Annotated in this window: 8 protein-coding genes; 3 read left to right on the forward strand and 5 right to left on the reverse strand. The window is 59.1% G+C overall.

Going from position 1 to position 12,444, the window contains the following annotated elements; translation table 11 throughout:
• Positions 1-111: 111 nt before the first annotated feature.
• The 5 genes from HY26_RS06445 to HY26_RS06460 all read right to left on the reverse strand — a co-directional run bounded on the left by HY26_RS06445 (position 112) and on the right by HY26_RS06460 (position 7,486).
• On the reverse strand, positions 112-1,395 hold the full coding sequence (locus HY26_RS06445; RefSeq protein WP_233351550.1) for a serine hydrolase: 1,284 nt from the start codon (positions 1,393-1,395) through the stop codon (positions 112-114).
• A gap of 228 nt (positions 1,396-1,623) precedes the next feature.
• The gene (locus tag HY26_RS18845) at positions 1,624-2,091 is read right to left on the reverse strand and encodes a hypothetical protein (RefSeq protein ID WP_146740191.1); all 468 of its coding nucleotides are present in this window, start codon (positions 2,089-2,091) and stop codon (positions 1,624-1,626) included.
• A gap of 334 nt (positions 2,092-2,425) precedes the next feature.
• Complete coding sequence (asnB, locus tag HY26_RS06450) at positions 2,426-4,348, reverse strand: asparagine synthase (glutamine-hydrolyzing) (RefSeq protein WP_112073146.1); 1,923 nt, start codon at positions 4,346-4,348, stop codon at positions 2,426-2,428.
• A 31-nt stretch (positions 4,349-4,379) separates the two neighbouring features.
• Positions 4,380-5,642, reverse strand: coding sequence for an FAD-dependent oxidoreductase (locus HY26_RS06455; protein WP_112073147.1), 1,263 nt, complete (start codon positions 5,640-5,642; stop codon positions 4,380-4,382).
• A 116-nt stretch (positions 5,643-5,758) separates the two neighbouring features.
• Positions 5,759-7,486 carry a sensor histidine kinase KdpD gene (locus HY26_RS06460; RefSeq protein WP_112073148.1) on the reverse strand — a complete coding sequence of 576 codons (1,728 nt, stop codon included), beginning with the start codon at positions 7,484-7,486 and terminating at the stop codon, positions 5,759-5,761.
• A gap of 305 nt (positions 7,487-7,791) precedes the next feature.
• Between HY26_RS06460 and HY26_RS06465 the strand changes: the two genes are divergently transcribed.
• The 3 genes from HY26_RS06465 to HY26_RS06475 all read left to right on the forward strand — a co-directional run bounded on the left by HY26_RS06465 (position 7,792) and on the right by HY26_RS06475 (position 12,440).
• Entirely contained in the window at positions 7,792-9,564 is a 1,773-nt protein-coding gene (locus tag HY26_RS06465) for a hypothetical protein (protein WP_112073150.1), read from the forward strand.
• An 86-nt stretch (positions 9,565-9,650) separates the two neighbouring features.
• On the forward strand, positions 9,651-11,132 hold the full coding sequence (locus HY26_RS06470) for an NAD(P)/FAD-dependent oxidoreductase (protein ID WP_112073152.1): 1,482 nt from the start codon (positions 9,651-9,653) through the stop codon (positions 11,130-11,132).
• A 267-nt stretch (positions 11,133-11,399) separates the two neighbouring features.
• Complete coding sequence (locus HY26_RS06475) at positions 11,400-12,440, forward strand: rod shape-determining protein (protein ID WP_034763228.1); 1,041 nt, start codon at positions 11,400-11,402, stop codon at positions 12,438-12,440.
• Positions 12,441-12,444: the final 4 nt, after the last annotated feature.

Raw genomic sequence — 12,444 nt, forward strand, 5'->3', positions numbered from 1 at the left:
GTCAGCGGTTCGAGCCCGTTACCGCCCACCAATCAAACCCATTTTTTCGATCCACAGGACCGAAAATCAGCTTTGCTGACTGGGTTTGAATGCGCGCTGCGCCAGCAAGCGCTACCCCGCCGTCCCGGTCCGCTTCTCAACTTCCGGAACTGCATCCGCCACGTCGCGCGCAACCGCCCGCAGGAACTCGATCGTCTTCAGTTCCTTGGCGTGTCTCTCATCCGGCTTCACGCCATAGTCTCGGTTGGAGGAAAGCTTCACAATGGTGATCGCCCGCGCGGGATCGACATAGATGAATTCATTGTAGACACCCATGGCACAGAACTCGAGCGGTGCGGTGCTAAGCACCCACCACTGGAAACCATAGCCGAGCGACTGGCCGTAGCCTGACGGCGCATCCGGCAGGGCGAAGCCACCCGGCATCAGGTGCGGCATGTCCGGGGCCAGAGATTTGTCGACCCAGGCTTCCGGTACGATCTGTTTGCCGTGCCAGTTGCCACGGTTGCGGTAGAGTTCACCCAGCTTGGCATAGTCGCGCGCTGTGGCGGTAAGGCCGCCGAAGGCCATTTCCACACCGTCTTTATCTACGATCCAGCGTGCCGGGCTTTCGGCGCCGAGTGGCTCCCACAGTTTTTCCTGCATGTAGGCGGCGAGCGATTTGCCGGTGGAGGCGGCGACCAGCATGCCGAGCACCTGCGTGTCGATGGAATTGTAGAGCCGGTACATGCCGGGCTTGCGCGCGGGGGCTAGCGAGCGGGCGAAATCGGTCAGTGAGCCACCCAGCGCGAAGGTGCGGGCAAAGCGGTTGATATCCGATTTCCAGTCGCTGTAGTCCTCATTCCACGACGCGCCGGAGCACATCTGCAGGACCTGCTTGATGGTGACGCCGTCATAGGCTGAGCCTTTAAGGGCCGGCACATGGTCGGTCACCGGATCGTAGATCGAGTGGATGTGACCTTCTTCGATGGCAATGCCGACGAGGGCGGACACGAAGCTCTTGGCGACGGACCAGGACAGCCAGTCCTGCGTGCGTCCACCAGCGCCGGCATAGGTCTCGTGGACGATCTCGCCATCCTTCAGGACAAGCATAGCGGCGGTATCGGTGTTTTCCAGGAAGGCGTCCGTGTCCCAGGCCTGTCCCTCAAACTCGAATGTTACCGGCAGGTCTTGGTATGCCGCTTCGGGGAAGGGCGTGCGGTGCGTGGCGGCCGGAATTTCCACGGTTGGGAAAATCTCGGCGATGTGGCTGAACGTCCAGTCCTGGCGTGCACCGGAGAAGAGCGTCGGGGCGAGCCGGATGCGCAGGATTGTGCTGCGGTAGCGCCATACGGCGACTGCCAGCCCGGCGGCGGTAACGGAAATGATCGCGGATAGCGGCAGATGCGCGATAGACACGAGGAACCCCAGCTCTTCCTTGCCGGGCTGATCCCGGACTTCAGAGTAATGGGTAACCGATCTTGGTTTCTGCTGGCCTTGGGCGAGGGGTGAAACTTGGTCCCCGCCGGCAAGGCTTTGTTTACATAGTATGGGTGCGCGCCAGAAGCTTGATATTATTTGGCTGTCGCGACGGGTTTGCAGGCGTTATTCCGGATACGGTCGTATCAGACAGTCTTCAATCGAGTTTCAACTGGGTCGCCAGTCCTCATTTGTCAGCGCATTCGGGTCAATGTCATTTAGAATGCTACAAAGGAGCAGATGGACGTCTCTGTTTTCATCCGGATGAGCCAGCGCCAATGCAACAAGCAGTTTGCTTATCAGTCCATGCGTCGTGGTTGCCTCCGACTCCGATACTTGATGGAGTAGTTTCTTGTTCAGTGCATGAAGCTCATCAATGCGATTGCCGATAATTTCCAATGGCGTTGCTTCAAAGAAGGCGGCGCGCTCGTGCTCATCCAGCTCAAACAGATTGTGTTCATGCATCAAAAACGCCTCGAGTTTATCCCACCGCTCTAAGAGTTTTCTTTGATCGGCATGTCGGTTGAGCCATTCGGCACAGACAGAGGCTGCTGCGTCAGTGTGAGAATTACCGAAGTCACACACCCGAGATGAAGTGTGTTTCGCAAACAAATGATATTCTGCTTTGCTAAGCATGTGTTGTTCCCTTCCAACCGCGCGCGACGAGTACGGCGCCAGTGGTTACATATCTTCACGGTTAGGATAGGTGGAAACGAGTCTTAGCGTTATGTACTATAGTATGTATTTGGCAGATTTTTCGCCTGTTTGTCCGCCATAAATGCGATTATGCTGTGACCCGGTTGGGCTGTATTGCTTGCGAGTAACTTTCGCACAGAGTCTCAGAAAAAAGTGTGCTCGCGGTGCGAACAAGGCCGAATTCATATTTTTTAAAAGCGGATTTTCTTAGGCCTAATTAGAAAACCCTCCGAAGAGAGGAGCTCGATTAGAGCGCACTTCAGAACATTATGATTTAAGTCATGCCGAAGCGTTCCTGCATCAGCGTGATACTGGCGACTTTGTGGATCAGGCCTTCGAAAGCGATCTTCTGCTCGCCCTGCAGCATCTTCACCATGTTCAGTGCATTACGGGCCCGCTCCGGATCGATGACGGGTTGTTCTTCCAGAGCTTTGGAGGCGAAGACGTCCTCGTACATTTGCATCATCGGGTCTTCCGCGTCTGTAACGGGCGGCGCCAGGAAAGGGTGTTTCTCGCGGGTGTAGACATCCTCGATGATGACATCTCTTGCGGCTTCGCGGAGCACATGTTTTTCCGTCGTTCCACGGACTTTCATGTGGATGGGAAGGCGCGCAGCGCATTCGGCGAGGCGGTGGTCCAGCATAGGGACGCGCCCTTCCACGGAGTGCGCCATCTCCATCCGGTCACCCAGGAAAGTGAGAATGAAATTCGCCATATGGGTTTTCGAGTTCAGGTACAGCGCCTGATTCAGGCGGGAGCGGCCATCGAGGGCCTGGCTCACCGGCAGGCGGTCCATGACATAGGTGAACGGATTCGATGACGGGTGAATTCCTCCCATCATCTCATCGCGATAGAGGCCGGACGAGATGCGGCCGAGCTGGCCATAGGTTTCCATGAAGGAGGGGACCCAACCGAGGCGGGTAGCGACTTCCTTGATCGCCGGATCGTCTGCGCCTTCGCGCATGAAGATCGCGCGGGCGGCAGGGTTCGATTCGAAGATCTGATCGATCATGGCCTGGGATTCCGCCTCGCTGCGGCCATTGCCATGCTGCAGGATCGCGTCGCGCTTGAAGGGCAGGTAGCCGCCCAGCATTTCATCAGCGCCTTCACCGGTGAGGACAACCTTTATGCCGCGCTGGTTGACCGCGCGGCTGAGCAGGAATTTCGCGACACCATTGGCGTTCACGAACGGCGTTTCTGCGTGCCAGACCGCATCGGAATAGGCGGCGGCGAGATCCTTGCGCCCGACGATGATCGGATTGTAGTTCGCCCCCGCGAACGCCGCCTGTTTCTCCGCGATCGGCGCTTCATTGTAGAGCTCGTCGTCGAAAGCGAGCGTGTAGCACTCGATCGGCCGTGACAGGCCTTGCTGTGCAAAGCCGAGCACGGCGCAGGAATCGATGCCGCCGCTGAGGTAGCAGGCGACCGGCACATCCGCGACAAGGCGGTCCTGGATAGATTCCATCAGGATTGCGCGGAATTCCTCGATGCATTCCTCGTCGCTGCGCCCGTCGATCGAGAGCGCTGCCTCGGTCGGAAAGTCCCAGTCCCAATAGGTGTAGAGTCTGAGGTCACCGGGCGTCGCAATGGCATACTGGCCTTGCGGCACGGACCGTATGTCCTTGAACAGGGTGCGGGCATGGTCGCGGAAAAGAAAGCCGTCATAGAAGGCGGTTTCAAGGTCCCAGCGCGCTGGGACGCCGAGGGCCAGCAGGGCCTTGATCTCGGATGCGAAATACACAGCTCCCTGATGAATTGTGTAGAACAGGGGCTTGATGCCGAACCGGTCGCGAATGGCGATCAGGCAGTTCTGGCGCTCGTCGGCGATTACAATGGAGAACTCGCCGCGAAGTTCCTTCAGCGCTTGCAGGCCATAGCGCAGGTAGAGGTGAAGCGCGATCTCACTATCGGATTCCGTCTTGAACGCGACTCCCTCGGACAGCAGCCGGTTGCGGATGTCCTTGTATCCGTAGAACTCGCCATTCACGACAATGTGGACATTGCCGTCTGCGTTGCTAATCGGCTGTGCGCCATTGTCGAGGCCGATGATCGACAGGCGCGTATGCCCCAGGAACATGGACTGGTTGTCCGACACCCAGGTTGCTGAGGACTCCGGCCCCCGGTGGGTGAGTGTGGCGACTGCTTTGTCCAGCGTCGCAAGCGACACTTTCCCGATTCCTGCGATCAGGCCGCACATGGCGTTTTCTCCGTTTTATTCTGGAAATTGGTCACCCAAGTGCCTTCAGCATCTGCGGTACGAGAGCTTCATTGTGGATGCAGATATTGGCGACAGATTCATGGGAGAAGGTAGAGCCTGTGTACCAGGTCTTCCGTTCGCCCTGCATCTGGCGCATCCGGGCGATCAGGCCCTTCTTGATCGCGTCGGGATCGTATTCGGCGAAATACTCCCAGATTTCCTGCTGGATGACGGCATTGATACTGCCGCCGCGCTTAGTGACTTCCTCGCGCAGGATCTCGATCAGTTCCGGCCCTGTATAGTCACCGGGCAGCTGGTTGGCGATGTAGAGGTGGCCGCCCAGGCCAGCATCATAGCCTTCGCGCCGGGCGGACATCAGCAAGCCGGGCTCCACGCCCGGCAGGCAGGTCTCGCTGTAATATTCGATTTGTTCCTGGAACCAGTCTTCGGATGAAATCAGCGTGGTCGCATAGCCGCCCCAATGAATGGCATCGCCGACCACACGCTCCGATTCGGTTGGCTCCAGCAGGGCAGAGAACCGGTCGACCGGCATGGCGCAGATCAGGGCGTCAAATTTCTCTTCCGTTCCATCATCCAGAACGACGAGGTGCTGGTCGCCTGACCGGTCGATATGCCGGACATGGCTTTCCAGACGAATATCCATGGGCTTGGCCAGGCGTTCCCAGAATTCGCTCCAGCCTTCCACGGGCATGTAGATCTTGTTCAGCGTTCCGGAGAGGATCAGGTCCATGTCCACCCAGCGCATGGCGTGGATAATCGGCACGGTCTTCAGGTCGCCGTATCCCATGCCGGTGACCGTGCGCATCATCATCTTCTCGATCTTGCCCAGATTACGCGCACGCAGCCAGTCGACGGTGGGGGTCGCAGCTTCCTCGAGCGCGCGCTGTGGTGGCGAATCGGATTGCAATGCTTTCAGGAGTTTCCGGCGGGCCATGACATAGGTGATGCCCTGCACGGCGAGCGGAGCGCCGGGGCCGGAATTGAAGAAATCCCGCGCCGGTATGCCATCGATCTTGTGTGGGACGATCTGTTGGATGGTGATGCCCTGTTCGCGCATCCAGTCCATCACGCGGCGGTGAGACATGATGGTGTAACACGTGCCGAACTCGATCAGATCCTCGCCCTGGCGCACGCTCAGGGACTTGCCGCCAACCCGGTGGGATTTCTCGAACAGGGTGACGGAATGGTCGCTCTGCTCCATCAGGAGTCGAGCGATCGTCAGGCCAGCTGGACCTGCGCCGAGAATGGCGATCCGCTTTCCGCCCGGCTTCATCTGAACTACTCACAACAGCATTGGCAGACAGGACTAGCCCATTGCGCCGCTGATGCAAGGCGAATGCTGCCGCTTAGGCGGACTGTGTAGGAAAACTGCTGCGCGTCGCGCAGAAATCAGCCATTCACCGTCCGGCGAAGAGGCGCTGATTCGGCCTTGAGCGATGTTGCAGCGCGCCGGCCGGAAGTGTTTCCGACGATGGCCGAAGTCGGCAGCGTGATCGTGATGGCATTACCGATCTTGTTCAGCGGCCGCACGGTGATTTCGGCGCCCTGGCTGTTCAGGTATTTCTTGATCAGCGCCAGCTCGAGGCCGCGCGTCACGTACTGGTCTGCACCGGGGCGGGTTTCGTCGCCATAAGGCTCGAAGAAGTCGGCGACTTCAGCCGGGCTCAGCGGGCGGCCGCGGTCGACGATGGTAACATGAATGCGGCCTTCCTCGTCTGGTGTGCAGGTCAGCACGATCGGGTCGATCGAAACCATGGAGGCGCGCTTCAACAGTTTCACCACAGTCGAAGTAAAGCGCGGTCCATCGATCATGACGACGTCGAGATCTTGCGGGATCGACACCTTGATCCGGTCGAAGGTTGACTTCTCCCAGGTTGCGGCAGACCAGAGCTGTTCCGGCGAAAGAAGTTCACGCAGGTCTTCCGGTGCTTCGTTCGAGAACGTACCACCGACTTCGCCTTCGGCATATTCCTCGATGTCGCGCACGAGATCGAGCAGGTCGCGGGCGACCTTGTCGATGCTGTCGCAGTGGCCGCGGATTTCTTCGCGGGAAAACTCGATCTTCGACCCAGACGACATCGCAGAGGCCAGCGTCATGATGTATTTCAGCGGGCCGGCAAGGTCGGTTGACGCACGCGAGATGAAGCGCGACCGGGCGGCCAGGGCGTCATTGATCGTTTCCTGCGCAGCCAGCAGGGACCGCTGGGTTTCTTTCTGCAGGTTGATGTTGGTGTGCGTTACAATGAAGTTGCGGTTCGCGGACTGGGTGACGGACCGGATGAACCAGTCGCTACCCTTCACCGAAATTTCCTTTGTGCCAAGATCGGTCGCCGTCGGAACGAAATCAGGGAAATAGTTCTGGTGATAGGTGTTCGCCACCAGGCGATCGCCCGCTTCGGTGAAAATCGCAAATCCGTGCCGCGACGTTTCAAGCGACTGTTTCAGAAGGTCGTGCGCGCGCTCCGTTTCCGTGCGGGACTCGACCAGTTCCAGGGTGGACTGGAAGAAGTTCCGGGAACTGACAAGCAGGGCAATCGACAGGGCAAGGCCGAACAGCGTTGCCGTCATCGCGGTCGCGGTGTGATGCTGTAGCAGGGCCAGGAGCTGAACCACGGTCGCAGCCGTCATGTAGCGGGCGGCCACGCCAACCATTGGAGCGGTGAAACCCACCACGCCGCAGCACATGCCCATGGCCACGCCGATCATGGTCAGCTGCTGGGCTTCAGTCTCGGCGACCGGCGTCAGCATCAGGCCCGTCCACCAAAGGCCAAGAATGAATGATCCGATCTCAGCACGCTTGACGAAGCGGCCGGACGGCACCCGTCCTGTGCTGAGGTCGAGCGGGCGCAAGCCACTCCAGAACATGAACCCGGAATAGAGGGCGACGGGCACCCACCACGCAAAGGCTATCGGACAGAAGCCGGACTCGGAGTCTGCCGAAAACATGGCGAGCAGGATCGTCGCATTGATCAGCGTCACGACACTGATCGGGATCTTGTATTTCTGGAACCGGCTCAGCATGTGCAGGTTCATTGGCCCGCGCACGCTCTCATCGATCTTCGGTGAGCCGAAGAGGATCAGGTCAAGGAACGTGAAACGGGTCGCCGCACTGGTCATGCGGCCACATAATCACAAGTCAGATAAGTTATAGTTCACGCCGAAACGCGATTTACAGGTGCCGGTTAACCATCTGTTCATCCGCAGATCTGTTGTACCCACGCCTGATCTCGGACGTCGACGGGTTCTGGGGCGTTAAGGATCGAGGGGTTTTCGCGCCGTCGTATTCTTAATCGGGGCGCCGGGTATTCCACAGGACAATGCCCGGAAATGTCTGAACCTGCCGCCGGATTGCGGGCTTTAGGCATTCCTATACCTGCCCGGCATATGGTTACCGCTCCAATTCCAGGCGGGTCAGGGCGGGTATGGCATTTTCGGGCTCCAAATTCAGCACAGAGCAGCTGTGGGCAGGCTTCCTGGCTGGAATGATTTTCCTGAGCGTCGTTGTGGTGAGTCTGTTGCGGGGCCGCTTTGGACAACCCGGGCCGGACGGGGACGATGTCATGCGGTTGGTTCAGGTGCGTGACCTGCTCGCAGGGCAGGGCTGGTTCGATCTGCATCAGTACCGCCTAGGTCCGGACGGCGGAACACTGATGCACTGGTCGCGTATACCAGACATTCCGATCATTGTGCTGACAGGCCTGTTTGACCTGTTCCTGCCACAGGATATGGCGCTGGCCTGGGCCGTCTCGGTCTGGCCTCCGATCAGTATGCTGATCTTGCTGGGTGGCTTGCTGCTGGCTGTCCGGAACATCGGTGACGGAAAGCTGCTGGTTTTCACCTTCATCGTCGGCCTGTTCATCCTGTTGGGGCATTTCCGCTTCCTGGCGGGATCGATCGACCACCATAATCTGCAGCTCGGTTTTCTCGCTGTCGCCGTCGGCGCTGCGCTGGACCGTCAGGCAGGTTTGCGAAACATGGTGCTCAGCGCCATCATGCTGGCGCTTTCTGTGGCCGTGGGGATCGAGCTTTATCCTTTCGTTGCCGTGCTCTGCGCCTTCCATGCGGTCGATTGGGCCTGGCGAGGCGCGGAGATCCGCAATGGTACAGTGGCGTTCGGGAGTGCGCTCGCAGGGGCGATTGCCATCTGTTTCTTCGCAACCGTACCACAAGCGGCCTGGGGCACAGTCTATTGCGATGCCTTGTCGATCATTTCCTTTCTCAGCCTGGCCATCGGCGGGGGTGGCCTCGCCCTTTGTGCTGCCTTCTTGTCGGGGCGGGGACGGGTGGTCCGTTTTGCAGGCCTTGTGGCGGTCGGCGCGGCGTGCGGTGTGCTGTTCCTGTTCCAGGGGCCGCAATGTCTGGGCAACCCGCTCGACGTTCTGACCCCGGACATGCGCGAGATATGGTTCGACAGCATTATCGAAGCCCGGCCCATGTTCGATCAGCCAGGCGGTCGCTGGCCCTTTGTCGCTTACGCCATGGGGCCGAGCCTCATCGCACTCGGGGTATCGATCTATGGATTGGTGCGTCGGCGCGATGTCCGCACGGATCTGATGTTTGCCCTTCTGCTGGCACTCGCTCTGGTCCTGATGATGTACCAGACACGGTTCTACGTCTTTGGCAGCCTCCTTGCGATTATTCCCTGTGCTGCCTGGGCGAGAGACGCCTTCGATGCCGGCCGCAGGGAAGGCGGCCAGCGCGCCGGTTACCTTCTGCCACTCGTCCTCTCGAATCCGACGCTCTGGGCCTTGCCGGTGATGCTGGTCCTGCCGTCGCCTGCGCCGGCGATTGGAGAGGAGCGATCCTGCCTGTCCGATGAAACGCGTGCGGCTTTGGAATCCGTGCCGCCCGGCATGATCCTGTCGGATGCGAACATCGGTGCCATCCTGCTGGAGGAGACTCCGCATTCGGTGATGTATGCGAACTATCATCGTGACATCGCCGGCATCTCTGCCAGCCTCGAGGCTTTCAGCCTGCCGCCGGATCAGGTGCCAGCGCTGCTGGAAAAGAACCAGATCGATTACATTCTGTTCTGTCCGAATGCGGGAGAGAATACGACCTTCCAGCAGATTCGGCCCGATGGGTTCCTGGCGCGTCTGACCGCCGGGGAGGTTCCCACATGGCTGAAGCCCGTTCGGCCCGGTCCCGAGAACAATTCGTCCGGCCGGCTCTATCGTGTCATCCCCCAGAACTGATGGCCTCTTCCCCTTGCGAGACGTGTTGACGGTCAAACGCCGCATGCCACTATCGATCAAAAGTCGACCAAGTGGAGGAAAAGGGAATGCAATCAGGAAAGGACGGAAAGTCTCTGAGTATCGCGGTCCTCGGCGCTGGCATGAGCGGGCTGGCTGCGGTGGCAAAACTGAAAGAGGCCGGATACTCCAACATCGACCTTTTCGAGAAGTCTGATGGCGTTGGCGGTACCTGGCGCGACAATACCTATCCGGGCTGTGGGTGCGATGTTCCGAGCCATCTCTATTCCTATTCCTTCGATCTCAATCCTGACTGGGATTACAAATGGTCGCTGCAACCGCAGATTCTCCAGTACTTCGAGGACTTTGCAGACAAATTCGGCGTGCGCCCTCACTGCCACTTCAATTCAGAGATCACCGACTGCAGCTATGATGAGGCGAGCCGTACCTGGACGCTGACAAAGTCGGATGGAGCGACCCACACGGCCGATGTGCTCATCTCGGGGCTTGGCCAGCTCAACATTCCCTCTATTCCCGATTTCAAAGGCAAGGACAGTTTCAAAGGCCCGTCCTTCCATTCAGCCCGCTGGGACCATTCGGTTGATCTGACAGGCAAGACGGTCTGCGTCATCGGCAACGGACCGAGCGCGGTCCAGTTCGTGCCGGAAATCCAGAAGCAGGTTGGCAAGTTGATCAACTTCCAGCGCTCACCAGCCTGGTGCCGTCCGCGCGGCCAGCGTAAATATACAGAGGCTGACAAGCGTGCCTTCGACCGGCAGCGCTGGCGGATCAACTGGTATCGCTGGCGCATCCGCGCGTTTGCAGACTTCGGCTTCACCGCCTTTCACCAGGGCGAGAACGGCATGGCGAAGTCGATGAAGAAGATGTGCCTGAAGCATCTCGAAGACCAGGTGAAGGATCCGAAGATGCGGGCGTTGCTGACGCCGGACTTTGAACCGGGCTGCAAACGCATCCTGATTTCCGACGACTACTATCCCGCGCTGATCCAGCCCAATGTCGAAGTGATCCGGCAGGGGGTGAAGGAAATCACGCCCACGGGGGTCATCGGTGATGATGGCGTGGAACACGCTTGTGATGTCATCATCTACGCAACGGGGTTCCAGTCGACCGAATTCCTGACCCCAATGCAGGTGCATGGCAGGGCAGGGGAATCCCTCAACGAGGTCTGGAAAGACGGAGCGGAGGCTTACAAGGGCGTGGCCGTCCCCGGTTTTCCGAACTTTTTCCTGCTCTACGGGCCGAACACAAACCTCGGGCATAATTCCATCATCCTGATGGTGGAGCGCCAGCTGGAATATGTGCTTCAGGCCATTGGCCGGATCGCCGCTGAAAATGTGGCGGCGCTGGACGTGAAGCCGGAAGCCATGAAAGCCTATAATGAGAAGCTGCAGGCGGATCTCGGCAAGACGGTCTGGGCAGGCGATTGTGCCAGCTGGTACAAGACCGAAGGCGGGAAAGTGACCAATAACTGGTCCGGCAAGACGACCGAATATGCCGCGATCATGCAGGAATTCGACCCCGATAGCTGGCAGGTCATTCCGGCCGAATGAGTCGGAAGATTAAGGCTCGCTAACCTCTTGTTTACCATTGGTGTACGCACCGTTCGAATTTGTTCGGGCGTTATCTGTAGGGGCTTCGCGAATCTTCAATAAAAGCAACGGGAATCGCGTAGCAGAACGGAGCGTTCCGTTTATCTGCGCGCCGTCCCTTGCATTAAAGCCACGTTAACGGCAATGGGTTTATGGGGCTGTGTAGAGAATTACACACGCGCGCCGGGATTTGTCGCCTGGCCGCTCAGGAAAAGAGCGCGGTAAGACATGATTGGTAGCCTCCTCGGCATGCTGTCTACGGACATGGCCATCGACCTCGGCACGGCAAATACGCTGGTCTATGTGAAAGGTCAGGGGGTCAAGCTCGATGAGCCCTCCGTTGTGGCCTACATGACGCAAGGCGGCCGCAAGATCGTCTACGCGGTCGGCGAGCAAGCCAAGAACATGCTCGGCAAGACACCGGTGAACATGGAAGCCATCCGACCGATGCGCGATGGCGTGATCGCCGACTTCGAAGTCGCCGAGGAAATGATCAAGCACTTCATCCGGAAGGTTCACAACCGCCGGGCGTTCGTGTCTCCGCTCATCATCATCTGCGTGCCCAGCTCCGCCACCAGCGTTGAGCGCCGCGCCATCCACCAGTCAGCCCTGGCCGCCGGAGCGCGCGAAGTGCACCTGATCGAAGAGCCGATGGCCGCTGCCATCGGTGCGGGTCTGCCGATCGACGATCCAGCCGGCTCCATGGTGGTCGATATCGGTGGCGGGACGTCCGAGGTGGCTGTGCTGTCGCTGGGCGGCATCGTCTATTCCCGCTCTGTCCGCGTCGGCGGCGACAAGATGGACCAGGCCATCGTCAATTACCTCCGCCGCGAGCAGAAGATCCTGATCGGCGAAATGTCTGCCGAACGGATCAAGAAGGAAATCGGTACGGCCCAGCCGCCGGAAAACGGCACAGGCATGTCGCTGACCGTACGTGGCCGCGGAACGCTGGACGGCGTGCCGAAGGAAACCGAGATCAATGAAGCGATGATCGCCGATGCGCTGTCCGAGCCGGTCAACGATATCATCGACGCCGTGAAGATCGCGCTGGAAGCCATGCCGCCGGAACTGGCCGCCGACATCGTCGATCGTGGTATCGTTCTGACGGGCGGCGGTGCGCTGCTCCGCAATCTCGATGCAGTCATCCGCGAACAGGCGCAATTGCCTGTGATGATTGCAGATGATCCGCTGCGCTGCGTGGTCAACGGTTGTGGTCATGTACTGGAGAATTTCTCCAAGATGCGAAACGTCCTCTCTCCGGAGGTCTAGGGAC

The organism is Hyphomonas sp. GM-8P (genome assembly GCF_003263315.1).
GTDB lineage: Bacteria > Pseudomonadota > Alphaproteobacteria > Caulobacterales > Hyphomonadaceae > Hyphomonas.

Excerpts from the sequence above, each read along its gene's own strand:
- HY26_RS18845 (WP_146740191.1), bottom strand. The coding sequence starts at position 2,091 with ATGCTTAGCAAAGCAGAATATCATTTGTTTGCGAAACACACTTCATCT.
- asnB (WP_112073146.1), bottom strand. The coding sequence starts at position 4,348 with ATGTGCGGCCTGATCGCAGGAATCGGGAAAGTGTCGCTTGCGACGCTG.
- HY26_RS06455 (WP_112073147.1), bottom strand. The coding sequence starts at position 5,642 with ATGAAGCCGGGCGGAAAGCGGATCGCCATTCTCGGCGCAGGTCCAGCT.
- HY26_RS06460 (WP_112073148.1), bottom strand. The coding sequence starts at position 7,486 with ATGACCAGTGCGGCGACCCGTTTCACGTTCCTTGACCTGATCCTCTTC.
- HY26_RS06465 (WP_112073150.1), top strand. The coding sequence starts at position 7,792 with ATGGCATTTTCGGGCTCCAAATTCAGCACAGAGCAGCTGTGGGCAGGC.
- HY26_RS06470 (WP_112073152.1), top strand. The coding sequence starts at position 9,651 with ATGCAATCAGGAAAGGACGGAAAGTCTCTGAGTATCGCGGTCCTCGGC.
- HY26_RS06475 (WP_034763228.1), top strand. The coding sequence starts at position 11,400 with ATGATTGGTAGCCTCCTCGGCATGCTGTCTACGGACATGGCCATCGAC.